Source organism: Streptomyces sp. NPDC090798, assembly GCF_044768965.1.
In the GTDB taxonomy this organism is placed as follows: Bacteria; Actinomycetota; Actinomycetes; order Streptomycetales; family Streptomycetaceae; genus Streptomyces.
Map to the genome: position 1 here is coordinate 46,702 of NZ_JBIVXA010000006.1, position 26,423 is coordinate 73,124.

The 26,423-nt window shown below is 70.9% G+C and carries 21 protein-coding genes and 1 pseudogene; 13 read left to right on the plus strand and 9 right to left on the minus strand.

The window, feature by feature from the left end; genetic code table 11:
• Positions 1–88: 88 nt before the first annotated feature.
• Positions 89–1,207, minus strand: coding sequence for a hypothetical protein (locus tag ACIQTP_RS14895; RefSeq protein WP_403399915.1), 1,119 nt, complete (start codon positions 1,205–1,207; stop codon positions 89–91).
• Positions 1,208–1,383: 176 nt separating this feature from the next.
• Here ACIQTP_RS14895 and ACIQTP_RS14900 point away from each other — a divergent pair, with 176 nt between their 5' ends.
• The gene (locus ACIQTP_RS14900; RefSeq protein WP_402035192.1) at positions 1,384–2,538 is read left to right on the plus strand and encodes a cystathionine gamma-synthase; all 1,155 of its coding nucleotides are present in this window, start codon (positions 1,384–1,386) and stop codon (positions 2,536–2,538) included.
• A 22-nt stretch (positions 2,539–2,560) separates the two neighbouring features.
• Here ACIQTP_RS14900 and ACIQTP_RS14905 read toward each other — a convergent pair whose 3' ends face one another.
• The 3 genes from ACIQTP_RS14905 to ACIQTP_RS14915 form a co-directional block, all read right to left on the minus strand.
• Complete coding sequence (locus ACIQTP_RS14905) at positions 2,561–2,809, minus strand: hypothetical protein (RefSeq protein WP_403399917.1); 249 nt, start codon at positions 2,807–2,809, stop codon at positions 2,561–2,563.
• Between the two features lie 37 nt (positions 2,810–2,846).
• Complete coding sequence (locus ACIQTP_RS14910) at positions 2,847–3,371, minus strand: sigma factor-like helix-turn-helix DNA-binding protein (protein WP_403399919.1); 525 nt, start codon at positions 3,369–3,371, stop codon at positions 2,847–2,849.
• A 235-nt stretch (positions 3,372–3,606) separates the two neighbouring features.
• A complete protein-coding gene (locus ACIQTP_RS14915) occupies positions 3,607–4,122 on the minus strand; it encodes a MarR family winged helix-turn-helix transcriptional regulator (protein WP_403400444.1) in 516 nt (171 codons plus the stop codon).
• 165 nt (positions 4,123–4,287) lie between these two features.
• Between ACIQTP_RS14915 and ilvA the strand changes: the two genes are divergently transcribed.
• The 5 genes and pseudogenes from ilvA to ACIQTP_RS14940 all read left to right on the plus strand — a co-directional run.
• Entirely contained in the window at positions 4,288–5,517 is a 1,230-nt protein-coding gene (gene ilvA, locus ACIQTP_RS14920; protein WP_402035199.1) for a threonine ammonia-lyase, read from the plus strand.
• 209 nt (positions 5,518–5,726) lie between these two features.
• Positions 5,727–6,797, plus strand: coding sequence for an ATP-binding cassette domain-containing protein (locus ACIQTP_RS14925; RefSeq protein WP_403399921.1), 1,071 nt, complete (start codon positions 5,727–5,729; stop codon positions 6,795–6,797).
• A 148-nt stretch (positions 6,798–6,945) separates the two neighbouring features.
• A complete protein-coding gene (locus ACIQTP_RS14930; protein ID WP_211180092.1) occupies positions 6,946–7,701 on the plus strand; it encodes an ABC transporter permease in 756 nt (251 codons plus the stop codon).
• Positions 7,702–8,008: 307 nt separating this feature from the next.
• Positions 8,009–8,224: a DUF6243 family protein gene (locus ACIQTP_RS14935; protein ID WP_403399924.1), complete on the plus strand. Its 216-nt coding sequence runs from the start codon at positions 8,009–8,011 to the stop codon at positions 8,222–8,224.
• 200 nt (positions 8,225–8,424) lie between these two features.
• Positions 8,425–8,610 (plus strand): annotated as a pseudogene (locus ACIQTP_RS14940) (ABC transporter permease); the annotation flags it as partial.
• Between the two features lie 132 nt (positions 8,611–8,742).
• On the opposite strand, the gene greA reads toward ACIQTP_RS14940, so the two are convergent.
• Both greA and ACIQTP_RS14950 read right to left on the minus strand, forming a co-directional pair.
• The gene (gene greA / locus ACIQTP_RS14945) at positions 8,743–9,240 is read right to left on the minus strand and encodes a transcription elongation factor GreA (protein ID WP_054234773.1); all 498 of its coding nucleotides are present in this window, start codon (positions 9,238–9,240) and stop codon (positions 8,743–8,745) included.
• Positions 9,241–9,395: 155 nt separating this feature from the next.
• A complete protein-coding gene (locus ACIQTP_RS14950; RefSeq protein WP_403399926.1) occupies positions 9,396–9,797 on the minus strand; it encodes a DUF4307 domain-containing protein in 402 nt (133 codons plus the stop codon).
• A 159-nt stretch (positions 9,798–9,956) separates the two neighbouring features.
• Here ACIQTP_RS14950 and mca point away from each other — a divergent pair, with 159 nt between their 5' ends.
• Together mca and ACIQTP_RS14960 are read left to right on the plus strand one after the other, a co-directional pair.
• Entirely contained in the window at positions 9,957–10,817 is an 861-nt protein-coding gene (gene mca / locus ACIQTP_RS14955) for a mycothiol conjugate amidase Mca (protein WP_402036036.1), read from the plus strand.
• Entirely contained in the window at positions 10,810–11,079 is a 270-nt protein-coding gene (locus ACIQTP_RS14960; protein ID WP_402035210.1) for a hypothetical protein, read from the plus strand. The genes mca and ACIQTP_RS14960 overlap by 8 nt, the downstream gene beginning before the upstream one ends.
• 162 nt (positions 11,080–11,241) lie before the next feature.
• Here the strand turns inward: ACIQTP_RS14960 and ACIQTP_RS14965 are convergent, their stop codons facing one another.
• The 3 genes from ACIQTP_RS14965 to ACIQTP_RS14975 form a co-directional block, all read right to left on the minus strand.
• Positions 11,242–12,549, minus strand: coding sequence for a hypothetical protein (locus ACIQTP_RS14965; RefSeq protein ID WP_403399928.1), 1,308 nt, complete (start codon positions 12,547–12,549; stop codon positions 11,242–11,244).
• A gap of 5 nt (positions 12,550–12,554) precedes the next feature.
• The gene (locus ACIQTP_RS14970; protein ID WP_403399930.1) at positions 12,555–14,057 is read right to left on the minus strand and encodes a tetratricopeptide repeat protein; all 1,503 of its coding nucleotides are present in this window, start codon (positions 14,055–14,057) and stop codon (positions 12,555–12,557) included.
• Between the two features lie 92 nt (positions 14,058–14,149).
• Positions 14,150–17,101 (minus strand): AAA family ATPase, encoded by a 2,952-nt coding sequence (locus ACIQTP_RS14975; protein ID WP_403399932.1) that lies wholly within the window; start codon positions 17,099–17,101, stop codon positions 14,150–14,152.
• Positions 17,102–17,487: 386 nt separating this feature from the next.
• Here ACIQTP_RS14975 and ACIQTP_RS14980 point away from each other — a divergent pair, with 386 nt between their 5' ends.
• From ACIQTP_RS14980 to ACIQTP_RS15000, 5 genes are all read left to right on the plus strand, one after another.
• Positions 17,488–19,518: a thioredoxin domain-containing protein gene (locus ACIQTP_RS14980; protein ID WP_403399935.1), complete on the plus strand. Its 2,031-nt coding sequence runs from the start codon at positions 17,488–17,490 to the stop codon at positions 19,516–19,518.
• Positions 19,519–19,720: 202 nt separating this feature from the next.
• Positions 19,721–20,974, plus strand: coding sequence for a glycosyltransferase (locus ACIQTP_RS14985; RefSeq protein ID WP_403399938.1), 1,254 nt, complete (start codon positions 19,721–19,723; stop codon positions 20,972–20,974).
• A gap of 154 nt (positions 20,975–21,128) precedes the next feature.
• Positions 21,129–22,799 carry an ArnT family glycosyltransferase gene (locus tag ACIQTP_RS14990; RefSeq protein WP_403399939.1) on the plus strand — a complete coding sequence of 557 codons (1,671 nt, stop codon included), beginning with the start codon at positions 21,129–21,131 and terminating at the stop codon, positions 22,797–22,799.
• Entirely contained in the window at positions 22,796–24,001 is a 1,206-nt protein-coding gene (locus ACIQTP_RS14995; RefSeq protein WP_403399942.1) for a glycosyltransferase, read from the plus strand. Before ACIQTP_RS14990 ends, ACIQTP_RS14995 begins: the two co-directional genes overlap by 4 nt.
• A 5-nt stretch (positions 24,002–24,006) precedes the next feature.
• Entirely contained in the window at positions 24,007–26,409 is a 2,403-nt protein-coding gene (locus ACIQTP_RS15000) for a galactose oxidase-like domain-containing protein (RefSeq protein ID WP_403400448.1), read from the plus strand.
• The last annotated feature ends 14 nt before the right edge of the window (positions 26,410–26,423 follow it).

Below are 26,423 nucleotides of genomic sequence, written 5' to 3' on the forward strand. Positions count from 1 at the left end.
GTCTCCACGGGATCACAGGGGCACGGGGCCGGGGCACCGTGGTGTTCGACGGGTGAGCCCCGGTCGTGATCGCGGGGCTCGTACGTCCTCAGCGGGGCAGTGACGCCGGCGTTCCGCCGTTCGCCTCGTAGCCCGCCACCGCCAGGGCGCGGTAGAGCGCGTAGTCCGCCGCCGGGTCGGGTGTGAGGGTCCAGGGGAGGGCGCCCACGTGGCCGTCCACGTGCACCAGCTGGTTCATGGCCTCCGCCCAGCGCTCGCCGCGGACCAGGAAGAGCACCAGGAGATGGCGCACGTGCGCCAGCATCGGGTCGTCGGGGCGGGCCGCGTGCACCGCGTAGAGCGCGCCGTGGACCGCCTTGGTGACGACCTCGCTCTGGTAGAAGCCGCGGACCAGGTTCACCTCGGGGAGGTGCTCGAAGACCGCGAAGAGGGGCATGGCGGCCAGCAGGGAGCCCTGAGGGGCGCGGGCCGCCGCGGCCTCCGCGAAGGAGTACGCCACCTCGCGCGAGCCGTGCCACTTCTCGCACCAGTAGTGCAGGGCGGCCAGATGCGCGCCCATGTGGGCCGGCGCGCGGTCCAGGATCTTCAGCCAGAGCGCCTCGAACTCCGGCCGGGGGTAGGCGAGTCCGCGGGCCACCGACAGCTCGATGATGTACGGGATCGGGTCACCGGGGGAGAGCAGGGCCGCCTCGCCGCATGCCGTCCTCGCCTCCTCCATGATGATCCGGAACTCGTCCGTCCCCGGCGTCGACGTCCGCCACGCCTGCTGCACCAGGAACTCCGCGTGCACCGCCGCGCCGCCCGCGTCCTTGGGCTTCTCGGCCCGCCACACCCGCAGCCACTGCCCGCCCGGCGTCTGGCTGACCCCGCCCGGGCGTTGCTGCAGCTCCAGGGACGCGGCGCCGGCGAAGGCCTGCACCCGCTGCCAGCGCGTCTCGCCCGAGATCTCCGTGCCCGCCAGGAGCTGCGAGGCCGCTTGGTAGTCCTGTGTGCGCTGCACCAGGTCCAGGACGTCCAGGAGGTCCCCGTCCGGTCCGGGCATGCGGATGTCCAGCTCCTCCTGACGCAGGAATCCGTAGTTCTCCGGGTCCGCCGCGTCCGGGTCGCCGGGCGAGACCAGCTGAATGCCGGTGCGCCTGCGCCTGAGGACCGGCAGCAGGACCAGGCTGAACATGGCCAGCGCCATCAGGACCCAGAGAATCTCCATGCCTCAAGCGAACCAGACGGGTCCGACAATTGGCCAACCCGGTCCGCTCCCGGTCCGCTCCCGGCCCGATCCCAGTTCGCTCCCGGCCCGATCCCGGCACGTCCCGCCGACCACGAGGCGCCCCGCACAGGCCGTGAGCCGCCATCAGGCCCGCGGGCGCACTACGCTCGGGACCCATGAGCGACAGGCACATCAGTCAGCACTTCGAGACCCTCGCGATCCACGCGGGCAACACCGCCGATCCCCTCACCGGCGCGGTCGTCCCGCCGATCTACCAGGTCTCGACCTACAAGCAGGACGGCGTCGGAGGGCTGCGCGGCGGTTACGAGTACAGCCGCAGCGCCAACCCCACCAGGACCGCCCTGGAAGAGAACCTCGCCGCCCTGGAGGGCGGTCGTCGCGGCCTCGCGTTCGCGTCCGGACTGGCGGCCGAGGACTGCCTGTTGCGTACGCTGCTCAGCCCCGGCGACCACGTGGTCATCCCGAACGACGCGTACGGCGGTACGTTCCGCCTCTTCGCGAAGGTCGTCTCGCGGTGGGGCGTCGAGTGGTCCGTGGCCGACACCAGCGACCCGGCCGCCGTACGGGCGGCCCTCACGCCGAAGACCAAGGTCGTGTGGGTGGAGACCCCCTCCAACCCGCTTCTCGGCATCACCGACATCGCCGCGGTCGCGCAGATCGCGCGCGAGGCGGGCGCCCGGCTCGTCGTCGACAACACCTTCGCCACCCCCTACCTGCAGCAGCCGCTCGCGCTCGGCGCGGACGTCGTCGTGCACTCGCTGACCAAGTACATGGGCGGCCACTCGGACGTCGTCGGCGGCGCGCTGATCGTCAGCGACCAGGCGCTCGGCGAGGAGCTGGCGTACCACCAGAACGCGATGGGCGCGGTCGCCGGGCCCTTCGACTCCTGGCTGGTGCTGCGCGGCACCAAGACGCTCTCGGTGCGCATGGACCGTCACAGCGAGAACGCCACCAAGATCGCCGACATGCTCACCCGGCACGCGCGCGTGACCCGCGTTCTCTACCCGGGCCTCCCGGAGCACCCCGGTCACGAGATCGCCGCCAAGCAGATGAGGGCGTTCGGCGGTATGGTCTCCTTCCAGGTCGAGGGCGGCGAGGAAGCGGCCGTCGAGGTCTGCAACCGCGCCAAGGTCTTCACCCTCGGTGAGTCCCTGGGCGGCGTGGAGTCCCTGATCGAGCACCCGGGGCGCATGACGCACGCGTCCGCCGCCGGCTCGGCCCTGGAGGTCCCCGGCGACCTCGTCCGCCTCTCCGTGGGCATCGAGAACGTCGACGACCTGCTCCAGGACCTGCAGCAGGCCCTCGGCTAAACCCACCATCGGCCCCTCGGGGTCACCAGCCCGTCAGTGGTGGGGTCGTCTGCGAAGGCGGCTCCACCCAGGGACGGGCCATCGACGCCCACACCACGAAGGCGACGACGGCGGCGAACAGCAGCAGCCACATCACCCGCCGGGCCAGCGTCCTGCGGCGCAGCATCCGGCTCCCGCGGCGCACGACGTCCGCGTACAGGTCGGGCGGCACGGAGGGCTGCTTCTGCTCCAGCAGCCGCCGTACGGTCGCCTCGCGCTCGGGCAGGTTCACGACCGCACCACCGACCTCACGACCGCGCCACCGTGCCTCATGACGGCACCACCTTCGCCATGGTCGGTGCCGGTCCGCGCGGTGGGTGCAGCAGTGTCGTCATCGCCCGCGCGCAGATCGCCCGGACCCGTTCCACGGGGAGCCCGAGCAGGGCCGCCGTCTGTTCCTCGGCGACCCCCTCGTACATCCTCAGGACCAGGATCAGCCGCTCCTGGGGCGTCAGCCGGGCCAGGACGGCCACGGAGCCGGACGGGGACGGGGACGGGGGTGGGGATGGGCGGGAGCGCCCCAGAGCCCCGTACTGGTGCCACGCCCCACGCGCGAAGCGGACGGCCAGCTGCTGGCGGGCCCGGTCGTACGGGTCCTCGCCGCGCAGCCGGTCCCAGGAGGCGTACGTGTGGGCGAGCGTCAGCGTCAGCAGGCGCCGCGCGCGCGGATTGGCGTTCGGCGGCTCCGCCGTGAGCAGTGTGGCGGCATGCAGCAGCCGCCCTGCCGCGCCCGCGACGAACGCCTCGAACTCCCGGGCCCGGCGGGCGTTTTGGAACGCGCGCCGATCTCGCACCACGCCTCCCGCCCGAGGACGACCCTGACGGAACCAAGGGTCCGGCCGTGTACGACGGGCCGCACCGTGTGCGACAAGGACCCGGTCTCATATGAGGCCAGACGCGGCCCCGCGGTCAAGAGTCCGGCGGGCACACACGTGTGAAGCCGAAACGACACGCGCGGGTGAAGCCGCAAACACACGCGCGTGTGAAGGCTCGGGAAGGGGCGGAACGGTCAGGAAGCCGGTGAGAGGGTCAGGAAGCCGGCTGCTCCCCCGCCGTGCCCCCCGCCGTGCCCCCCGTCGGGGCCATCCGCGACGAGAGCGCACTGTTGAAGCGCGTGAGGAGCGAGCAGAAGGCCTCGCGCTCCTCCGGCGCCCAGTCGTGGGTCAGCTCGGCCATCAACTGACGCCTGGAGGAGCGCACTTCGTCGAGGCGGGACTGTCCGCGCGGTGACAGCTGTAGCACCACGGCGCGTCCGTCCTCGGGGTGCGAGGTCCGCTTGACGAGACCGGTGTCGACCAGCGGGGCCACCTGCCGGGTCACCGTCGAGGAGTCGATGCCCATGCTCGCGGCGAGCGCCTTGACGCCCATCGGGCCTTCCTTGTCGAGGCGGTTGAGCAGCAGGTATGCGGCGCGGTCCATGGAGTTGCGGACCTGCCCCACCCCGCCGAGCCGGGTCTGTTCGGCACGGCGCGCGAACAACGCGACCTCGTGCTGAAGCGTGTCGAGAAGACCGGTGTCACCGACGGTCGTCATGTCCATCGACATCTCTGGTGTTGTGGGCATGGCCGGGGGCTCAATTCATGCGTGGGGAGCTGGGTTGGGGGAAAGGGTACGCGGCTCGGACGCGGGTCGTACCGACGCTGAGTAAAACCGGTCTCGGCCCGTGGTCACACCAGGAGTCCTCGGGTGTGAACTGCGAGACTGGTGGTCATGAGCTACAGCACGGCCGACTCCTTGCCCAGGGTGACTCTGGACGACGTACGAGGCGCCCAGAAGATGCTCACGGGCGTGGCGCGGATGACCGCGATGGAGGGCAGCAGGTACCTGTCCCAGCTGGTGGGCGCCCCGGTGCACTTCAAGTGCGAGAACCTCCAGCGCACCGGCTCGTTCAAGCTGCGGGGCGCGTATGTGCGGATCGCGGGGCTGCTTCCGGAGGAGCGCGCCGCGGGTGTGGTCGCGGCCAGCGCGGGCAACCACGCGCAGGGCGTCGCCCTCGCCTCCTCGCTGCTCGGCGTGCGCTCCACGGTCTTCATGCCGACCGGCGCCCCGCTGCCGAAGGTCGCGGCCACCCGCGACTACGGCGCCGAGGTGAGGCTGCACGGTCAGGTGGTCGACGAGACGCTGGCCGCCGCCCAGGAGTACGCGGCCGAGACGGGCGCGGTGTTCATCCACCCCTTCGACCACCCCGACATCATCGCGGGTCAGGGCACGGTCGGCCTGGAGATCCTGGAGCAGTGCCCGGAGGTGCGCACGATCGTCGTGGGGATCGGCGGCGGGGGGCTGGCCGCGGGCATCGCGGTCGCGGTGAAGGCGCTGCGCCCCGATGTACGGATCATCGGCGTGCAGGCGGCGGGCGCGGCGGCGTATCCGCCCTCGCTGGCGGCCGGACGCCCGGTGGCGGTCGACAACCCGGCGACGATGGCCGACGGCATCAAGGTCGGACGGCCCGGCGATGTGCCGTTCCGGATCGTCGAGGAGCTGGTGGACGAGGTCCGCACGGTGTCGGAGAGCCACCTGTCGAGTGCGCTGCTGCTCTGTCTGGAGCGGGCCAAACTGGTCGTCGAACCGGCGGGCGCGAGCCCCGTCGCGGCGTTGCTGAGCGAGCCCGGGACCTTCGAGGGGCCGGTCGTCGCGCTGCTGTCGGGCGGCAATGTGGACCCGCTGCTGATGCAGCGCATCCTGCGCCACGGCATGGCCGCGAGCGGCCGCTACCTCGCGGTCACCCTGCGGCTGACGGACCGTCCCGGCGCTCTGGCCACACTTCTCGGGGTGTTGTCAGTGGCGGACGCTAACGTCCTCGATGTGAGCCACGTACGGACCGATCCCCGGCTCGGGCTCACGGAGGTGGAGGTCGAGCTGCACCTGGAGACGAAGGGTCCGGAGCACTGCGCCGAGGTCGGCCGCGCCCTGCGCGAGGCCGGCTACACGGTCATCGACTGATCTTCCGTCGTCCGTCTTCCGAGGTCAGGGTCTCTGTCCTCGAACCTCGGAAAAACCTGTTGAGTAACGCGATACATCGCGTTACGGTGTGTCTCGCGCCCGGTCCTCGCCCGGCCTCTCGCTGCGCTCGCCGCAGTCTGTGAGGCGGGACGAGACGGGCAAAGGTAAGAAGTTACCGTGAAAATTCCCCAACGACGTGGAGAACTCACATGCCAGGCGCCATCTATGCCGAAGGCCTGGTGAAGACCTTCGGTGACGTAAGGGCTCTGGACGGGGTCGATCTCGATGTCCCGGAAGGCACCGTCCTGGGCCTGCTGGGACCGAACGGCGCGGGCAAGACGACCGCCGTCCGCTGTCTGACGACCCTCCTGCGCCCCGACAGCGGCAAGGCGTTCGTCGCGGGCGTCGACGTGCTCAAGCACCCCGACGAGGTACGGCGCAAGGTCGGCCTCTCCGGACAGTTCGCGGCCGTCGACGAGTACCTGACCGGCCGCGAGAACCTCCAGATGGTCGGCCAGCTCTACCAGATGAGGGCGAAGGCGGCGAAGGTCCGCGCGGCCGAGCTCCTCGAGCAGTTCAACCTGACGGAGGCCGCCGACCGCCCCGCGAAGACGTACTCGGGCGGTATGCGCCGCCGGCTCGACCTGGCCGCCGCGCTGGTCGTCTCACCGCCGGTGATGTTCATGGACGAGCCGACGACCGGCCTCGACCCGCGCAACCGGCAGCAGTTGTGGGAGATCATCAAGCAGCTGGTCTCCGGCGGTACGACCCTGCTGCTGACCACGCAGTACCTGGAAGAGGCCGATCACCTCGCGCACGACATCTGTGTGGTCGACCACGGCCGTGTGATCGCCCGCGGTACCGCCGACCAGCTCAAGGCGCAGACCGGGGGCGAGCGCGTCGAGGTCGTCGTGCACGAGCGTGAGCACATAGCGACGGCCTCGGAGGTGCTCCGCGGCTTCGGCAAGGGTGAGACGACCGTCGAGGAGCACACCCGCAAGCTCACCGTGCCCGTCACCGGCGGCGCGAAGCTCCTCGCGGAGGTCATCCGCGAGCTGGACGGCCGCGGCATCGAGATCGACGACATCGGGCTGCGCAGGCCCACGCTCGACGACGTCTTCCTCTCCCTGACCGGACATGTCGCCGAGGTGAAGGACGAGGAGAACGGGGCGGCGGGGGACGCGAGGGGCCGCAAGCCGAAGAAGGACCCCGCGAAGAAGGACCCGGCGAAGACCGAAACCGCGCAGACGGAAACCGCGCAGACGGAGGCCACGAAGTGAGTGCCGTGACAGACGCCGTCCCCACGGCGGCCCCCCGGGGCGCCGTCTCGCCGCGCATCCGAGACCGGCGGCCCGACGCCTTGAAGGAGCAGGCGAAGTGAGCGCTGTGAACGATTCCCTGGTCATCGCCCGCCGGAACTTGATTCGGATGACCCGGATTCCCGAAATGATTCTGTTTGGGCTCATCCAGCCCATCATGTTCGTGGTGCTGTTCACGTACGTGTTCGGCGGTTCCATGCAGATCGGCAACAGCGCCGATCTGGACGTCTACAAGAACTTCCTGATGGCGGGCATCTTCGCGCAGACCGTCACGTTCGCCACCGCCAGCTCCGGTGCGGGCATCGCCGACGACATGCACAAGGGCCTGATCGACCGGTTCCGCTCGCTGCCCATGGCGCGCGGCGCGGTGCTGACCGGGCGTACCGTTGCGGACCTCGTGCAGACGGCCTTGACGCTGTTCGTCCTCGCGATCGTCGCGTTGATCGTAGGTTGGCGCCCCGGCTCCGTGGAGACGACCAACTTCGGGAAGATCTTGGGCGGCTTCGGCCTGCTGCTTCTTCTGGGGTACGCCTTCACGTGGATCGGCGCGCTGATCGGCCTGTCGGTGCGCACACCGGAGGCGGCCACCTCCGGCGGCCTGATCTGGCTGTTCCCGGTGACCTTCATCTCGAACGCGTTCGTGGACTCCAGCAAGATGACCCCGTGGCTGCGTCACATCGCTGAGTGGAACCCGTTCAGCGCGACCGTTCAGGCGTGCCGCAAGCTCTTCGGCGACCCAGGCCTGTCCCCGTCTGATGCCTGGCCGATGCAGCACCCCGTGTGGGCGTCGCTGATCTACTCGATCCTGATCATCGTCGTCTTCCGCACGCTCGCGGTCCGCAAGTACCGCCGGGCGACCAGTTGATCGCTCCTCCGTCTTCCCGGGTTCCTTTCGCGAAAGCTGGCTGTGGGCTCGCGACCACTGACAACGCCCGCGGCGGCCCAGTATCGCCCCGTTGGACTTGCCCGGGCCGAAGGCCCGGGCCGACGCCGGGGCGGCGAAAAGGTTGGTGTGCGGGGCCGACGGAAGCGGGTAACGTCTTTCTCATGTTCTTCCAGACGCCGATTCACGAGTGAGCGCGTGATGGGCCCCCGCTGACGTCCTTCGACGTCGCCACCCGTCCTCCACCGATGAATCCGTAGATCACTTCACATCATGACCGGGAGAACCCGTGACCGTGAGCAAGAACATCAACAACCCCGTGGGCATGGGCGGCGGCCAGCGCAAGAAGCTGTCCCGCGCCGAACGGCAGAACAACGGTCCGTACCGCAACCTCGACCGCCAGGGTGCGGCCGACCAGAAGGCGGAGCTGGTGCGCAAGATGCGCGAGAAGACAGGCGCAGCTGACGGCGCCGGGCAGGCGGGCGACGACACCGCACAGAGCTGACGCAGCGCCGCCGTAGGGCGGCACCGCACGGGGCAGGGCCCGGACCGCGACGCGCGGTCCGGGCCCTGCTGCCCTACCGGGCGCGGCCGGTCCCGCTCAGCTCTCGGCCGACCACCCGCGTCTCAGCTGACCACCCGCGGCAGCCGCACCTTCGGCAGCCCCGTCACCGCCACCACCCCGAGCCGCACCGGCAGCTCAGCGCGTTCCGCGAGTTCCTGATGGCCGGGATCTTCGCGCGGACCGTCACCTTCGCCACCGCGGGCGCCGGAGCGGGCATCGCCGACGACATGCACAAGGGCCGCCTCATCGACCGCTTCCGCTCGCTGCCCATGGCGCGCGGCGCGGTCCTGACCGGCCGGACCCTCGCCGACCTGGTGCAGACGGCCTCGCCGTCGGACGCCTGACCCATGCAGCACCCCGTGTGAGCCTCGCTGCTCTGGTCGGTCCTGATCATCGGACGCGGGCATGACGATGCCCCCGGCGCGGCCGGGGGCATCGTCGCAGGGGTCGGTCCCGGCTCAGCCCTTGTAGGGCTCGGCCTTGAGGATCTTCACCGAGGCGAGCTTGCCGTTGGGCAGCTCGTACTGGGCGTCCTCGCCGATCTTCTTGCCGTTCACGCCGGAGCCCAGGGGGGACTGGGGCGAGTAGGTCTCGATGTCGGCGCTGGCGTACTCGCGCGAGGCGAGCAGGAAGTCCAGCGTGTCGTCCTCGTCGCCGTCGAAGGCGATGGTGACGACCATGCCGGGGGCGACCATGCCGTCCGCCGCGGGAGCCTCGCCCACCTTGGCGTTCTCCAGGAGCTGGGTCAGCTGGCGCACACGGAGCTCCTGCTTGCCCTGCTCTTCCTTGGCCGCGTGGTACCCGCCGTTCTCGCGCAGGTCGCCCTCCTCGCGCGCGGCCGCGATCTTGGCGGCGATCTCCGTGCGCGCAGGACCAGACAGGTAGTCCAGCTCGGCCCTGAGCTGGTTGTACGCCTCCTGGGTCAGCCAGGTGACGTTCTCGCTGGTCTGGGTCACAGGTGCTCCTCGTAGGTACTGGGAATACAAAGCATCGCCCTACCCAGAAGAATGTGCTTTCACGGGTGGGCGAAACCACGAGCCTAACAATTCCCAGGCAGAAGGGGGAGGACATAAGACATCAGAATTACGTCAACGCAGGTCAGCGCGTGGTGTCAGTCGGCGTGGCAGCCGAGCAGCTCCGCCGTGCCGCCGCGGGAGGTGGTACGGAGCGTGACGACCTTGTCGATGCGGGAGGAGCCCTGGTCGAAACGGAAGTCCGCGCGGCCCACCTCGCTGCCGTCGTCGGCCTGCGAGCGCAGCGTGCAGTATCCGTGGGTGCCCGCGTCCTTGCGCACCTCCAGGTGCACCTCGACCGCGTTGTCCGAGACGGCCTTGAAGGTGATCACCTCGGCGCTGATCTTGTTCGAGAAGACGTAGTAGTACGCGAACCAGCCCATCAGGGCGAGCAGGGCCACGCCCAGCACACTGCCGATGACCTTGAGTTTCCGGTCCGCGCGCTCGTCCTCGGAGCGGCCGTACCGGCCCTCGGGCAGCTGTGTGCTCGCCGTGCTCATGATCGTCCTCTCGGGGACGGGGTCCCGGAATTATTCGTCCCCCGATTCCGTCACTATAGAAGCCGCCCATGACGCAGAAACACGCCGGGCGACGACTTGCCGACTGGCCTCACCGGCCGACTTACTGAGGATCGAGTCTTGACTGACCAGCTGCGACTGATGGCCGTGCACGCCCACCCCGACGACGAGTCGAGCAAGGGCGCGGCCACCATGGCGAAGTACGTGTCCGAGGGGGTGGACGTGCTGGTCGTGACCTGCACGGGCGGGGAGCGCGGCTCCATCCTCAACCCGAAGCTCCAGGGCGACCAGTACATCGAGGAGAACATCCACGAGGTACGCAAGAAGGAGATGGACGAGGCCCGCGAGATCCTCGGCATCAAGCAGGAGTGGCTCGGATTCGTGGACTCCGGCCTTCCGGAGGGGGACCCGCTGCCGCCGCTTCCCGAGGGCTGCTTCGCGCTCGAGGACGTGGACAAGGCGGCCGGCGAGCTGGTCAGGCAGATCCGCTCGTTCCGTCCGCAGGTGATCACCACGTACGACGAGAACGGTGGTTATCCGCACCCCGACCACATCATGACCCACAAGATCTCGATGGTGGCGTTCGAGGGGGCGACGGACACCGAGAAGTACCCGGAGTCCGAGTACGGCCCGGCGTTCCAGCCGCAGAAGCTCTACTACAACCAGGGCTTCAACCGCCCGAGGACCGAGGCATTGCACAACGCCCTCCTTGAGCGCGGTCTGGAGTCGCCGTACGGGGACTGGCTGAAGCGGTGGAGCGAGTTCGAGCGCACCGAGCGCACGCTGACCACGCACGTTCCGTGCGCGGAGTTCTTCGAGATCCGTGACAAGGCGCTGATCGCGCACGCCACGCAGATCGACCCCGACGGCGGCTGGTTCAAGGTCCCCATGGAGATCCAGAAGGAGGTCTGGCCGACCGAGGAGTACGAGCTCGCCACCTCCCTGGTCGACACCTCCCTCCCCGAGGACGACCTCTTCGCGGGCATCCGCGACAATGCCTGACATGAGCGCAAGCCTGGCACTGACGCACCTCGTCCCCCTCGCCAAGGAGGTCGACGAGAACAAGGTCACCCCCGGCGTCCTCGGCTTCATCGTCTTCGCGGCGTTGGCCCTGGCGGTGTGGGGCCTGATGAAGTCCATGAACCGGCACATGGGGAAGGTCACCTTCGAGGAGGACCCGGAGAAGCCCGGGAAGGGCGCCGCGGCCTCCGGCAAGGGGAGCGGCTCCGGTCCCGGCGGGAAGGCCTCGCCCGCGAAGGGCTGAGGCCGGTGTGCGGACTCCGGCCTCGGGCGGTCGGAGTGCGCACCCGCGGCACCGCCCTTCTGTACGACGGGGTCCCTCGTATGTACGACGGCGTCCCCTCGTACGGGTGACCCCTCCCGTACGCAGGGGTCACCCATACGCAGGGGGCGGCCGTCGGCGCGGTCATGCCGTCGCCCGCTCCAGCCTGCCGTCCATGCCGCACTGCAGGGCGTACGCGAAGCCGAGCGGGTTGCTCCACGCGTCGGCGAAGTGCCGGGCGAGCCCGTGGACGATCTCGCCCGCGGTCTCCCGGCCGCCGAGATAGCGGGTGACGTACGCGTGGGCGTACTCGGCGGCGAACAGCTGCGGCATCTCGATCAGCGGCCCCAGCACCCCGCCCGCGCCCGCCTCGATGAGCGCGCCGCCCAGGCGCGCCGGCCCGGCGTCGGCGGGCAGCCCGGCGTAACCGGCGTTGAGGAACACCAAGGGGCGCCGCGGGAGCAGGGGCCCGGCGGGGCCGCGTTCGGCGAGGACCGTACGGACGTCGATGTCCTTGCCGTCGCTCAGCCGCAGGACGAACAGCGGGGCACGGTCGTCGGCGACGGGTCTGAAGTGCCCGTGGCACCAGAAGTACATCAGCTGCTCGTCGAGCTCGCCGGAGCGCAGGGCGCGCAGCATTTCGTCGCACAGGGTGCGTTCGACGCGGACGGTGCCGGTGGCGAGGGCGCTCTCGACCTCCGCCGCCCGGGTGACGCCCTCCGGGTCGATGCCCTGGTCGTGATTCAGGCTCACCACCGGAAGCGGGGGCGGCAGCCGGGCGTGCTCGTCGTCGGCGGCGACCGGGAAGCGCGGGTGGTGGCCGCCGGTCTGCTCGATCTGGTGCCGGTAGCCGAGGAAGCGGCGGAAGGCGTCGCCGCCGGGCCCACCGGGGCCGTTCGCGGTGTCCTCGGGCAGCGCGAGCATCGGCCAGGGCAGGAACAGGCCGGAGTCCACGCGGATGCGCAACGGCTCCTCGCGGCTCAGCGCGCCGGTCAGGATCTCGCCGAAGCGCCGGGTGCCCCGGCCGCCGTCGCCGAGCAGCTCCCCGTACAGCAGGTGGGAGCCCTGACGGGCGAGCTCGTCGAGGATCCCGCGCAGTTCCTGCCGTGGCTCGGCGGTGAGATCCGGGCAGGTGGCGTACGGGAAGTGGGGGCGGCCCCCGACCGGGATCCCGCGCTCGTCGACGGGCTGGTAGTCGACCAGCTCCCGTTTCCACAGCGCCCGCAGCTGCGCCGCGGCGGCGGTGACGGCGGCCGGCTTCACATTCAGCCTCAGCGCGTGCTCGGTCGCGGACGGGGGCGCGGCCGGGCCGTACATCCGGGCCCGGATGTGGTCGTCGGCGTGGGCGTCGAGGGCGAGGACCAGGTCCGGGTGGCGGACGGTGGGGGCCGGGCGGCGGGTGAAGCCGTGGCTGGGGTCCTGGACGACCTGGCTGAGAAGTTCGCGGGCCATCGGGCTCAGGCCCTCCGCGCGGACGCGGGGCGGGGCGCGGTGGGCCGGTGCGGCCCCGGATCGGACGGGACCACGTCGATCTCGGCCTCGACCTGCTGGAGAACGGTCCCGGTGGCGGAGTCCTCGACGGTGAAACGCAGCCGGTGCGAGCCGGGGCGGTGCGGGGTGAAGCGGAACTCCGCCCCGTCGGCGGGGACGCCGTGCGGGGGGTCGATCTCCGCGTGGCCGAGGGAGGTCGCGCGGGCCGTGAGCGCGGGGAGCGGTGCGGTGGACCAGGGGTGCCCCGGCCCGGGTACGACCTGGAGGGCGATGCGGGCGGGCACGTCCGGGACGGGTACGTCGTCGAGAAGGGTCAGCCGGACATGGGCCCTGGAGTCGTCCGGGCGGTCGCGGTCACCGGGGCGCGGGAAGCCGGGGCGCGGTTCGGGCTGGGTGTCGCGGGCGGCGCGCGGGATCAGCGGATCGCCGGCCTCGGTCCATTCGAGCGTGTCCAGCAGGGCGGCGGGGTAGCGGGAGGCCAGTTCGTACGGCGGCTCGCCGGCCGGGGACGGTCCGGCTTCGGCGAGGTCCACCCAGGCCTCGCCCGCCTCGTCGCCGATCCCATGGAACACATGGCGGATCTCGGCCGCCCACTCGTCGCTCAGGAAGCGGTGGGCGGGGGAGCGGAGCGCGTACTCGAGCATGGTCCAGGCCCGTCCGTGCGGGCAGTCCGCCTCTTCGAAGAGCGCCAAGGCCCCCTCGAACAGCCGGTCCGCCTCGCGCCGGCGGCCGTCCGTCCCGCCTGTCCCGCCCCTCCCGTCCACGCCGTCCGTCCCGCCCGTCCTGTCCGTCCCGCCCGTCCCGTCCACGCCGCCCGTCCCGTCCGTACGGGCCAGGGTCAGCGCGTGGTGGTGCAGTGTCCATGCCGTCCCGAGCAGGTCGGAGACCTCATGGAAGCGGCGCAGGACGTCCGGGAACTCCTCCTGCCAGGGAAAGCCGGGCTCGTCCGTCCGTGCCACGGTCCACCACAGGTGCGCCCAGGCGCCGCCGCGCCGGTCGCCCGCGCGCTCGTGCAGCCGACGCGCCTCGGCGAGGGCGTCCGGGTCCGGGCCGCCCGACTGAGCGGCCAGCCGCGCGAGTTCGCCGCCCGCCCACGCCACCCCCCGCGCCTCACCGACCGCCCGGAACGTCTCCCGCGCGGCGTACAGCAGCCTCCGCGCGTCCTCGGCCCGGCCGCGCAACCGGCACATCCGCCCGTACAGGAAGACCGCCCACGCCTCGCCGCGCCGGTCGCCCGCCACCTGGTGGGCCTCCACGGCCCGCCTCAGCAGCCGTCCGGCCGCGCGCGGATCACCCCGGTCGCAGCGGACGGCGGCCCGGGTGAGCAGCGCCCAGCCGTCGGCGCACCGGTCGGAGGGGAGGGCGGAGAGGGCGCAGAGGTGCTGCTCGGCCTCGCCGAGGCGGCCACCGCGGTAGGCGGTGACGGCCCGTTCGAGGAGGACCGTGTGGTCCTCGGGAGTGTGCGCCAACGGCGGAGCGGCGCCCTCCCGGGGGTCCGTCTCGCATGTGCGCCCGACGAACGACACCGAAGTCCCCCTCGCACCCGAACATCCCCACCGCGCTAGCGCGCCGCGGTCACCGCCACCCCCATGACCTCCCGGGCGTGACGGTTCGGCACCATTCCCAGGCGCCAAGCCTGCCATCCCGCGTCCAGGTCGACCCCCCGTTCCAGCAAGAGTTGGTAGGCCTCCACGTAGTCGTCGAGCTTTCCGTCGCGGAGCGGGTGGCCGGTGCGGGAGAGCTGCGCCAGTTCCTCCTGGGCGACGGCGCTGCCCACTTCGAGGCCGCCAGGGGAGCCGTACGGCAGAAGGGTGCACCTCAGGAACCTGGCCCAGTCCTCGCCACGCCGGTCGCCGTACGAGGCGAACAGGCCGGCCGCCTCGTCGCACAGGGCGAGGGCCCCCGGCGTACGGGCGTTTCCTGCGTCGACCACCGCCAGCTCCAGGCAGGTCCACGCCTCGCCGTGGGCCACGCCGATGCGCTGGAAGTCGGCGCGCGCGTCGACCAGGAGCTGGCGGGCGAAGCCCGAGTTGCGCAGGGAGCCGGTCTGGGCGGCCCGTTGGTCGCGGGTGACGCGCGCCGAGTGGTGGCGGGCGCAGGCGAGCCCGTACACGTCCCGCATCCGCGAGAACATCGTGCGGGAGCGCTCCAGTTCACGGACCGCCTGATCCAGGTTGCCGGTTTCCTCCAGGGACTGGCCCAGGTAGTAGATCGTCCATGCCTCGCCGCGCGCGTCCTCGTTCTCCCGGTGCCGGGAGGCCGCCTGGCGCAGGCCGTCGACCGCGGTGGACAGGTCGCCGTCGACGAGGCGGGCGCGGGCCAGCTGGGTCAGGGCCCAGGCCTCGCCGCGGGCGTCGCGCGTACGGCCGTACAGGTCGAGTGCGTCACGCAACTCCCGTTCCGCGCGCGGTACGTCGCCCATCCGCAGGCCCAGCTGGCCGAGCTGGAAGTGGGCCCACGCCTCGCCGTGCACGGACTCGCCCGCGCGGTGCAGGACCAGGGCCTCGGTGAGCAGGTTCAGGGCGAGGGCGAGATGGCCCCGGTCGCGCTCCACGGCGGCCAGCGCGTGCATCGTCCACGCGCGGTCCGTCGCCAGCTCGGGGGAGGCCTGCAGGTCCATGGCCTCCTGGAGCCTGGCGGCCGCCTCGGTGAGGTTGCCCTGGTGGTGGAGGGTGATGCCGAGGGAGCCCAGGGCCCGGGCCGCGCCCGCGTCGTGGTGCGCCTCGAAGTAGAGGTTCACCACGGACGACAGGGTGGTGTGGGCCTTGTCCAGCTCGCCGAGCTGGCGGGCCGCGATGCCGGTGCGCCACTGCACCGAGCGCACCAGCAGGCCCTGGTCGACCGCCTGCGTCAACTCGCTGATCTCGCCCAGGCGGTAGAGGTCGCCGCGCAGCAGGCAGTAGTCGCACAGAGCGCCGAGGAGGTTCAGTACGGCCGCTTGGTTCACGCCTTCCGCGTGGCGCAGGGCCGCCGTGATGAAGCTCGACTCGTCGTCCAGCCAGCGCAGGGCCGCGTCGAGGGAGGTGAAGCCGTGCGGACCGAACTGGTCGGCTCGCGTCGACGTCTTGCCGTCGACCAGGCGGATCACCGAGTCGGCCAGCTCCGCGTAGTTCACGATCAGGCGCTCTTGGGCCGCCGTCCGCTCGGCCGGCTCCTCCTCGTCGAGCAGCCGTGCCTGGGCGAAGGCCCGGACGAGGTCGTGCAGCCGGTAGCGGCTGCCGCGTACGTGGTCGATCAGGCCCGCCTGTGCGAGCGCGGTCAGATGGCGGGTGGCCTCCTGCTCGTCCGTCGCCAGCAGGGAGGCCGCGGCGGCGGCGCCGAGCGAGGCGCGGCCGGCCAGCGCCAGCCTGCGCAGCAGGCGCCTCGCCGTGTCGGTCTGGTCGGTGTAGCGCAGCCACAGCACCCGCTCGACCGGCTCCACGGGGCCGTACGCGCCGAGGTCGGAGGCGAGTTGGCGCGGAGTGCGCGGGCCGAGGGAGGAGCCCGCGATGCGCAGGGCGAGGGGGAGGCCGCCGCACAGCGCCCGTACCTGGTCGGAGGCTTCGGCGTCGTACGGGTCCGGCTTCTCCTGGGCCGCCGCGTTCAGCAGTTCCTCGGCGCCCGCCGCGTCCAGGGCGTCGACCGGGAGCTGGTGCACCCAGGCGGCGAGGTCGGCGGGCAGGTCGAGGGGTTTGCGGGCGGTGACCAGGACCAGGCTCTCCGAGCGCTCGGGGACCAGGGTGCGGACCTGCTCGGCGTCGCTCGCGTCGTCGAGCACGATCGTGACCGGCAGGCCCGTCAGATGCTGGTGGTACAGCTCGCTGAGGCGTCTGACCTGCTGGTCCTGCGAGGAACGCTCACGAAAGAGGAGCTGCTCGCGGGGTGCGCCGAGCCGGTTGAGGAGGTGGAGCATGGCGTCGCGGGTGGTGAGGGGCGGCTCCTCGGTGCTGTCGCCGCGCAGGTCCACCACGCACGCGCCGCGGAACTGGTCCTTCAGGCTGTGCGCGGCCCGGATCGCGAGGGTGCTGCGCCCGGAGCCCGGGGCGCCGTGCAGGACGACCACCGTCGGCTTCGTCTCGGTGCCGGCGCGGGCCGCGTGCACCCACTGCGCCACCCGGGCCAGCTCGGTCCGGCGCCCCGTGAACGGGCCGGCCGGCTCGGGAAGCTGCCCGAAGGACCGCTCCAGTACGTTGCGTCTGCGCGCGGCGGCGCTCTTGTCGGTGCGCCGCAGCTGGGGAGCGCCCTGCTTGGCCCCCGCGGAGGCGATGAGCACCCGCTGCTGATCGAGGAACGGCCGGATGCCCCGTACCTCCAGCGCCGTCAGCCACTGGAGCCGCAACTGCTCGGGGCCGCCCGGCTGGCCCAGGGCTCCCGCCCGGCGGCTCGCGGCCGGTACGTGCGCGGCGGTCACCTTGAGCACGGTGGCCGCCGCGCCCACCACGGCGGCGGTCGCCCCCGCGCCGACGGCCGTTGCGGCGCCCGTGCCGAGCGCCAGGTCCGCCGCGCAGGCCGCGACGGCGGCAACCACCGCCATCAGCAGGGCGGTTCTGGCGCCCTCCCGGGCGTACCGCTGTCCGAACGTCAGCCGGCCGGCGTCCGCCTCGTCCAGCGCCCGGGTGTACGCCCCGTACTCCTCGGCGGCGGCCTCCGCCATGGTGTCGAGCGCGGCCCGGGCCCGTGACAGCAACACGGCCCCGTCGCTCCGCCCGCCCGAGCGCCGTACCTCTTCCTCCACGGCCCGGGTCAACAGCCGCTCGGCCTCCGCCCGATGGCCTTCCCGCATGTCACGTCCCCCTCCGGCGGCAACTCCCTTGCGTTTCAAGTGTCCTTGGTGAGGAGCGTGAGCGCGAGGGTGCGACGCGATCAATGGGCGGCTGCGCCCGGCGCGTCAGGGGCCGGGGACTGCGGCAGGATGGACCCATGCCGAACCGACTGGCCCATGAGACGTCTCCCTACCTGCTTCAGCATGCCGACAACCCCGTCGACTGGTGGCCCTGGTCGGCAGAGGCCTTCGAGGAGGCGCGCAAGCGGGGTGTGCCCGTGCTGCTCAGCGTCGGGTACAGCAGCTGTCACTGGTGCCATGTCATGGCGCACGAGTCCTTCGAGGACGAGGCGACCGCCGCCTACCTCAACGAGCACTTCGTCAACGTCAAGGTCGACCGCGAGGAGCGGCCAGACGTCGACGCCGTCTACATGGAGGCCGTGCAGGCGGCCACGGGGCAGGGCGGGTGGCCCATGACCGTGTTTCTCACGCAGGATGCGGAGCCCTTCTATTTCGGGACGTACTTTCCGCCCGCGCCCCGGCACGGGATGCCGTCGTTCCGGCAGGTGCTGGAGGGGGTGCGCGGGGCCTGGACCGACCGTCGGGGAGAGGTCGTCGAGGTCGCGGGGAAGATCGTGCGGGATCTCGCCGAGCGGGAGATGAGCTTCGGGAGCGGCGGGGTGCCCGGCGAGGAGGACCTGGCCGGGGCGCTGCTCGGGCTCACCCGGGAGTACGACGCCTCGCGCGGCGGCTTCGGGGGCGCGCCCAAGTTCCCGCCGTCCATGGTGATCGAGTTCCTGCTGCGGCATCACGCGCGGACCGGTTCCGAGGGCGCTCTCCAGATGGCGCAGGACACCTGTGAGCGGATGGCGCGGGGCGGGATCTACGACCAGTTGGGTGGGGGGTTCGCGCGGTACTCCGTGGATCGCGAGTGGGTTGTGCCCCATTTCGAGAAGATGCTGTACGATAATGCACTTTTGTGCCGGGTTTATGCGCATCTCTGGCGTTCCACCGGCTCCGAACTCGCCCGTCGTGTCGCCCTGGAGACCGCCGACTTCATGGTGAGCGAACTCCGCACGAACGAGGGCGGGTTCGCCTCCGCTCTCGACGCCGACAGCGACGACGGCACGGGGAAGCACGTCGAGGGCGCGTACTACGTGTGGACCCCGCGGCAGCTCCGCGAGGTTCTCGGCGCGGAGGACGGCGAACTCGCCGCCCGGTACTTCGGGGTGACGGAGGAGGGGACCTTCGAGGAGGGCTCCTCCGTGCTGCAACTGCCCCAGCAGGACGAGCTGTTCGACGCGCAGAAGGTGGCCGGCATCCGGCGCCGGCTGCTCGCCGCGCGGGCCGAGCGGCCCGCTCCCGGGCGCGACGACAAGATCGTCGCCGCCTGGAACGGGCTCGCCGTCGCCGCCCTCGCGGAGACCGGCGCCTACTTCGACCGCCCCGACCTCGTGGAGGCCGCGATCGCCGCCGCGGATCTCCTCGTACGAGTGCACATGGACGACCGGGCGCGACTCTCCCGTACCAGCAAGGACGGGCAGGCCGGGGCCAACGCGGGGGTGCTGGAGGACTACGCGGACGTCGCCGAGGGGTTCCTCGCCCTGGCCTCCGTCACCGGGGAAGGGGTGTGGCTGGAATTCGCCGGGTTCCTGCTGGATCAGGTGATCGTGCAGTTCACCGATCCCGAGTCCGGCGCGCTTTACGACACCGCGGCCGACGCCGAGCGGCTCATCCGCCGGCCCCAGGACCCCACCGACAACGCCACGCCCTCCGGCTGGAGTGCGGCGGCCGGTGCCCTGCTGAGCTATGCCGCCCAGACCGGCGCCGAGCCCCATCGGGCCGCCGCCGAAAGGGCGTTGGGTGTCGTGAAGGCGCTCGGCCCGCGCGCTCCCCGTTTCATCGGCTGGGGACTCGCGGTGGCGGAGGCGCTGCTCGACGGGCCGCGTGAGGTCGCGGTCGTGGGGCCGGAGGGGCATCCCCTGACAAAAGCCCTGCACCGGACGGCGCTGCTCGCCACCGCGCCGGGCGCCGTGGTCGCCGTGGGCACTCCGGAGAGTGACGAGCTGCCGCTCCTTGCCGACCGTCCCCTCGTGCAGGGCGAGCCCGCCGCGTACGTCTGCCGTAACTTCACCTGTGACGCTCCGACGACCGATCCCGACCGGCTCCGCACGGCTCTGAGCGGCTGAAATATAGATCATCGGCCTGCTCGCCAACCGGTTGAAACGCGACCAGTGTTCGAATTGTTCAGCAAATGATCCGACTGTGATGAAACACGCTCTTCACCAGAACAGTCTGTGCGCTTCACAGATCACCCATAGTCTCGGCACCGTGACGCGGCGGATGTGACACACCGTCGCGACTGGGGGTTTTGGGATCTGGGGGGATCTGTTGCTCACGTCTGTCTTTATTGCTGCCGTTTCACTGGCCCTGTTCTGGATGGCGGCGTTCACTCTCTGGTGGCAGATGCACGCGTGGCGCACGCCCGAGGTGCTGGCGTCCACCCGGTTCAGCAGACCGGACGGCGATGACCGGCTGGCGTTCTCGCTGCTGCTGCCGGCCCGTCACGAACAGGCCGTGCTCGACCACACCATCCAGCGACTGCTGGAATCGAGCCACACCGACTTCGAGATCGTCGTCATCGTCGGGCACGACGATCCGGAGACCGCCGAGGTCGCCCGGCGGGCCGCGGCCCGCGACGAGCGGGTGCGGGTCGTCGTCGACCACCACGAGAAGAAGAACAAGCCGAAGGCCATGAACACGGCGCTGCCGCACTGCCGCGGCGATGTCGTCGGGGTCTTCGACGCCGAGGACCAGGTCCATCCGGAGCTGCTCGCCCATGTCGACCACGCGTTCCGCACGACGGGTGCGGACGTCGTCCAGGGCGGGGTCCAGCTGATCAACTTCCACTCCAACTGGTACAGCCTGCGCAACTGCCTGGAGTACTTCTTCTGGTTCCGCTCGCGCCTGCACCTGCATGCGCAAAAAGGTTTCATCCCGCTCGGCGGCAACACCGTCTTCGTACGGACGGACGTACTGCGGGAAGCGGACGGCTGGGACCCCGAGTGCCTCGCCGAGGACTGCGACCTGGGGGTACGGCTCTCCAGCGTCGGCAAGAAGGTCGTCGTCGCCTACGACTCCGACATGGTGACCCGGGAGGAGACCCCGGGCAGCCTGGTGTCGCTGATGAAGCAGCGCACTCGGTGGAACCAGGGCTTCCTACAGGTCTACCGAAAGAAGGACTGGAAGCAACTGCCGGGCTTCGGACAGCGGTTGCTCGCCCGCTACACGCTGATGACGCCGTATCTGCAGGCCGTCTCCGGGGTGGTCATCCCGCTCAACGTGGCCATCGCACTCTTCCTCGACGTGCCCGTCGGGATCGCCTTCATCACCTTCCTGCCGGCCGTGACCGCCCTGGTCACCTTCGTCTTCGAGCTCGTCGGACTGCACGACTTCGGCAAGCAGTACGGGCTGCGCGTCCGGTTCGTCCACTATCTGAAGCTCGTGGTCGGTGGCCCCTTCTATCAGGTGCTCCTCGCCGGTGCGGCCGTCCGTGCCGTCTGGCGTGAGCAAAGGGGCCGCAACGACTGGGAGCTGACCAGACACGTCGGTGCGCACCTCACCGAGGCCGAAGTGACCCACTAGGGCCTGCGGCCGCCTGCCGGGCGTCCCTGCCGGCGGGAAGGCCCCGGTTCCGTATGCCTTGGTTCCGCATGCCCCGGTGCCGCAGGCCCTGGTGCCGCTGTCCTTGGGCCCGAACATCCCGAACGTCCCGAAAGTCCCGAGAGGACCTTCCCGCGTGACCTCGACACTTCCCGCGGTGACCACGTCCACGGTCCCCGCGACGCGACCCGCCGCGCCCGACATCGTCCACGACCTCCCGCCGCTCCAGCGGCCGCGCACCTCGCGCGCCGACCTCCTGCTGTGCGGCGCCCTGCTGCTGGCGATCATCGTCGTACAGGGCTGGAACATCACCGACTACCCGACCCTCAGCGACGACGAGGGCACCTATCTCGCCCAGGCGTGGGCCGTGCAGCAGGGCAAGGGCCTCGCGCACTACACGTACTGGTACGACCACCCGCCGCTGGGCTGGATCCAGATGGCCGCCCTGACCTGGATCCCCGCCCACATCAGCCCCTCGCTGATGACGGTCGGCCCGATGCGCGTCGCGATGCTCGCGGTCAGTGCCGCCAGCGCGGTCCTGCTGTACGTCCTCGCGCGCCGTCTCTCGCTGCCGCGCTGGGCCGCGGGCCTCGCGATGGTGCTCTTCGGGCTCTCCCCGCTGTCGGTCGTGCTCCAGCGCGAGATCTTCCTCGACAACATCGCGGTGATGTGGACGCTGCTCGCGTTCTGCCTCGCCGCGTCCCCGAGCCGGCACCTCTGGCACCACTTCGGGGCGGGCATCGCGGCCGCGGCCGCCGTGCTCACCAAGGAGACGATGCTCGTCGTCCTGCCCGCGCTCCTGGTCACCATGTGGCGCCACGGCCACCGCGACACCCGTAAGTTCGCGCTCACCGGAGCCATCACCGCCTGCATCCTGATCGGCCTCGCGTACCCCCTGTTCGCCCTGCTGAAGGGCGAGCTGTTCCCGGGCGCGGGCCATGTCTCGCTCTGGGACGGCATCACGTACCAGATGAGCCGACCCGGCTCCGGCTTCCTCCTCGACCCCGGCACCGGCTCGTACGGCGTGCTGCACTCCTGGCTCTACTACGACCGGGTGCTGATCATCGGCGGCCTCGCCGGAGCACTGCTGCTCCTGGCCACCTGGCGCTGGTCCGTCACCGCCCGAGCCCTCGCCGGACCCGCCCTCACGGTGGCGATCCTCGCGCTGGTGGCGCTGCGACCGAGCGGCTATCTGCCCGCGATGTACATCATCCAGGCGCTGCCGTTCCTCGCGCTGGTCCTCGCCGGAGGCGCCGCCAGCCTCGCCCATCTGGTGCTGCGCAGGTGGCGGAGCGACGAGGAGAAGCCGTACGTCACCTGGGGACGGCGGGTGACGGCGGCCGCGCTCGTGGCGGTCGCCGCGCTCTACGTGCTGCCGCGCTGGTACGACGGCGACCACACCGCCGTGACCGCCGACGCCAACGCCCCCTACCGGGCGGCGGCCACCTGGCTGAAGACCGAGGTGCGCAACCCGGCCGACACCAGGGTCCTCGTCGATGATGCCCTCTGGCTCGACCTGGTCCATGACGGCTACCGCCCCGGGCTCGGCGTCATCTGGTTCTACAAGGCGGACCTCGACCCCGCGGTGACCAGGACGATGCCGCGCGGCTGGAAGGACATCGACTACGTCGTCGCCTCCCCGACGGTGCGGCGTGACGCGGTCGACCTGCCCAACGTCAAGGCGGCCATCGAGCACTCGACTCCGGTCGCCACCTTCGGCAAGGGCGCCGACCGGATCGAGATCCGGCAGATCGACGAAAGCACGGGAAACACCATGACCACGACGACGTCCGGGGGCAGTCGATGAGCAGTTTCGAGAGCACCGTCCCCGGGGAGCTCGGCGATCCGGCCGTACGGGCGTCCGAGGTCCCTGAACCCGGCGCCGTCACCATCGTCGTACCGACCTTCAACGAGTCCGCGAACATCCGCGAACTCCTGCGCCGGATCACCGAGTCGGTGCCCTCCCGGCTGCCCTGCGAGGTCGTCTTCGTGGACGACTCCACGGACGACACCCCCGAGGTGATCTCCCAGGAGGCGCAGGACTGCCCGTTCCCGGTGACCGTGCTGCACCGCGAGGAAGCCGTGGGCGGGCTCGGTGGTGCGGTCGTCGAGGGCCTGAAGGCGGCGAGCTCCGACTGGATCGTCGTCATGGACGGCGATCTCCAGCATCCGCCGTCCCTGATACCGGAGTTGGTGGCCTCGGGGGAGCGGTCCGCCGCCGGCCTCGTCGTCGCCAGCCGGTACATCAAGGGCGGCAGCCGCGAGGGCCTCGCGGGCGGCTACCGCATCGCCGTCTCCCGCGGCGCGACCTGGCTGACCAAGACGCTCTTCCCGCGCCGGCTGCGCGGCATCAGCGATCCGATGAGCGGCTTCTTCGCGATCCGCCGCAGCGCGGTCACCGCCGAGATCCTCCAGCCGCTCGGCTACAAGATCCTCCTCGAACTCGCCGTCCGCAGCCGCCCCCGCCAGGTCACCGAGGTGCCCTTCGTCTTCCAGGACCGGTTCGCGGGCGAGTCCAAGTCGACCGCGCAGGAGGGCTTCCGGTTCCTGCGCCACCTCGTCGGGCTGCGCACCGCCTCGCCGGTCGCCCGGATGGTGGTCTTCGGCCTGATCGGCGCCACCGGCTTCCTGCCGAACCTGGTCGGCCTGTACGCGCTCACGGCCGCCGGCATGCACTACGTACCGGCCGAGATCCTCGCCAACCAGCTCGGCGTCGCCTGGAACTTCCTGCTCATCGAGCATCTGCTGTTCCGCGAGCGCCGCAGGCACCGCACCTGGTGGGACCGGGTGGGCCGGTTCGTGCTGCTCGCCAACGCCGACCTGGTGCTGCGCATCCCGCTGATCGCCCTGTTCGTCGGCCACTTCGGGATGGGCGCCCTGTCCGCCACCGCGCTGGCCCTGGTGATGACCTTCGTCCTGCGCTTCGTGGGCACCGAGGCGCTGGTCTATCTGCCGCGCCGCAGCAGCGAGGCCGCGGGCGGGAGCCGCACGACAAGGAGAGCCGCGTGAAATATCTGGCACGACCCAGACGGAGAACCGCACTGCTCGCCGTGGCGGGCCTGGCCGCCGGGCTGCTGCTCGTCTCGCCCCAGCCCGCCTCCGCCGCCAACCTCGTCACCAACCCGGGCTTCGAGACCGCCGGCACGGACGGCATGCCGTACTGCTGGGAGAAGTCCGGCTGGGGCGACAACGACTTCACCTTCGCCACCGTCGCCGACTCCCACTCCGGTTCCAAGGCCATGAAGGTCACGCTGACCCGGCGCGTCGACGGCGACCGCAAGGCCCTGATCACGGAGTCCGCGACCTGCGCGCCGGTGGTCACCGCGGGCAAGCAGTACGACCTCGGCCTCTGGTACAAGTCGACCACCCCCGACACCTCGATCACCCTCTTCCGGCACGACACCACGGCGGGCTGGCAGTACTGGACCGACCTCAAGACGCTGGACATGGCGGCGAGCTGGACGCAGGCGAGCGTCCGCACACCCGCCGTCCCGGCCGGTACCGACCGCATCACCTGGGGCGTCTCGGTGTACGGCACCGGCTCGGCGACCACCGACGACTACACGATGGAACAGGTCTCCGACCCGATCCCGCCCGCCACCTGCACCGGCACCGCCGACCAGTGCGCGAACGGCCGCTGGGACGTGCTGCCCACGCAGAACCCGGTGCGCTCCATGCACTCCGTCGTCCTCAACAACGGCAAGGTGCTGCTGATCGCCGGGTCAGGCAACAGCGAGGAGAACTTCGACGCGGGCACGTTCACCAGCGCGGTCTACGACCCGGTGAACGGCACGTACAAGGTGATCCCCACGCCGAAGGACATGTTCTGCTCGGGTCACGTCCAGCTCGCCGACGGGCGGGTGCTGGTGATGAGCGGCAACAAGGCGTTCCCGGTCGCGGGCGGGCACGGCTACGAGGGGTACAAGGACTCGTACATCTTCGACCCGGTCACCGAGACGTACAGCAAGACGAACGACCTGAACGACGGTCACTGGTATCCGTCGGCCACCGAGCTCGGCAACGGTGACGTCATCTCGTTCGGCGGACTGCGCGAGGACTCCACCGGGTCGGTGACGGCCGAGCGCTGGTCGGCGGCGCAGCAGCGGTGGCTGCCGTTCACGCAGGTCAACCAGACCTGGTCGTACTGGGGTCTGTACCCATCGATGATCCTGATGCAGGACGGGCGGCTCTTCTACTCGGGCAGCCATGTCTTCGGCAACGGCACGCCCGGCACGGGCTCGGCGATCTACGACTACGACGCGAACACCGTCACGGCGATCCCCGGGCTCCAGAGCAAGGACGAGCGCGACCAGTCCGCGAGCGTGCTGCTGCCCCCGGCCCAGGACCAGAAGGTGCTGACGATCGGCGGCGGCAACATCGACTCCAACCCGGAGGCGAACCGGCTCACCGACATCATCGACCTGAAGGCCGCGAACCCGGCGTACACCGTCGGCCCGCGGATCCCGCAGGGCACGGTCGACCTCGGCAACGGCAAGGTCGCCGAGACCGGCAACCAGGGCAAGATGTACGTCTCCGCCGTCCTCCTGCCGGACGGCAAGGTGCTGGAGACGGGCGGCGGCCTGCACAACCGCGCCAACCCGGTCTTCGAGGCGTCGATGTTCGACCCGGCGACCGCCACCTTCGCCCCGGTGGCCGCCGACCCCGAGGCGCGCGGCTACCACTCCTCCGCGTTCCTGCTGCCCGACGGCCGGGTGATGGCCACCGGCGACAACCCGGGCAACGGCACCTGGAACCACAACGTGTCCATCTACACGCCGCCCTACCTCCTCAAGGGCACCCGTCCGACGATCACCTCGGTGATCGACAACGAGTGGGTGTACGGGGACACGCAGCGCATCACGGTCGACCGGCCCGTCGTGAAGGCCGAGCTGATCCGCCCGGCCGCGGTGACGCACTCCTCCGACCCGAACCAGCGTTTCGTGGACCTGCCCCTGTCCGTGGACGGCAACAACGTCGACCTGAACGTGACGAGCAACCCCGACATGGCCCCGCCCGGTTGGTACATGCTCTTCGCGGTCGACGCGAACGGCGTCCCCTCGGTCGCCAAGTGGGTGCACCTCCAGGGCCCCTCGGCCCTGGCCACGGACACCGCCTCGGCGCACGTCCACTCCTTCGCCGACTCCCTCGAGGGCACGGTCACCAAGGGCGGCAAGAAGCGGACCTCGCAGAAGGTCAGCACGACGATCTCCGGCTGCGACCGGCACTACGGCACGATCAACGTCTGCGTGCCGACCGTCTTCCCGGACGGCGTCAAGAAGACGACGGCCTCGCGCTGCGCCTGGCTGAAGACGAACGACTACGGCCGCCTGAAGGTCAACGGCAAGGACGACCCGCTGGGCCTCGACCCGAACAAGGACGGAGTGGCCTGCGGGGCCAAGGATCTGAAACGCCGTTAGGAGCTGCGGAGCCG

Bases quoted from the DNA above. Each gene is read 5' to 3' on its own strand.
- ACIQTP_RS14915 (WP_403400444.1), bottom strand. From the start codon at position 4,122: ATGTCGATGGACATGACGACCGTCGGTGACACCGGTCTTCTCGACACG.
- ACIQTP_RS14895 (WP_403399915.1), bottom strand. From the start codon at position 1,207: ATGGAGATTCTCTGGGTCCTGATGGCGCTGGCCATGTTCAGCCTGGTC.
- ACIQTP_RS14930 (WP_211180092.1), top strand. From the start codon at position 6,946: ATGACCCGGATTCCCGAAATGATTCTGTTTGGGCTCATCCAGCCCATC.
- ACIQTP_RS14975 (WP_403399932.1), bottom strand. From the start codon at position 17,101: ATGGCGGTGGTTGCCGCCGTCGCGGCCTGCGCGGCGGACCTGGCGCTC.
- ACIQTP_RS14900 (WP_402035192.1), top strand. From the start codon at position 1,384: ATGAGCGACAGGCACATCAGTCAGCACTTCGAGACCCTCGCGATCCAC.
- ACIQTP_RS14995 (WP_403399942.1), top strand. From the start codon at position 22,796: ATGAGCAGTTTCGAGAGCACCGTCCCCGGGGAGCTCGGCGATCCGGCC.
- ACIQTP_RS14950 (WP_403399926.1), bottom strand. From the start codon at position 9,797: ATGAGCACGGCGAGCACACAGCTGCCCGAGGGCCGGTACGGCCGCTCC.
- ACIQTP_RS14925 (WP_403399921.1), top strand. From the start codon at position 5,727: ATGCCAGGCGCCATCTATGCCGAAGGCCTGGTGAAGACCTTCGGTGAC.
- mca (WP_402036036.1), top strand. From the start codon at position 9,957: ATGGCCGTGCACGCCCACCCCGACGACGAGTCGAGCAAGGGCGCGGCC.
- ACIQTP_RS14960 (WP_402035210.1), top strand. From the start codon at position 10,810: ATGCCTGACATGAGCGCAAGCCTGGCACTGACGCACCTCGTCCCCCTC.
- ACIQTP_RS14980 (WP_403399935.1), top strand. From the start codon at position 17,488: ATGCCGAACCGACTGGCCCATGAGACGTCTCCCTACCTGCTTCAGCAT.
- ACIQTP_RS14965 (WP_403399928.1), bottom strand. From the start codon at position 12,549: ATGGCCCGCGAACTTCTCAGCCAGGTCGTCCAGGACCCCAGCCACGGC.
- ilvA (WP_402035199.1), top strand. From the start codon at position 4,288: ATGAGCTACAGCACGGCCGACTCCTTGCCCAGGGTGACTCTGGACGAC.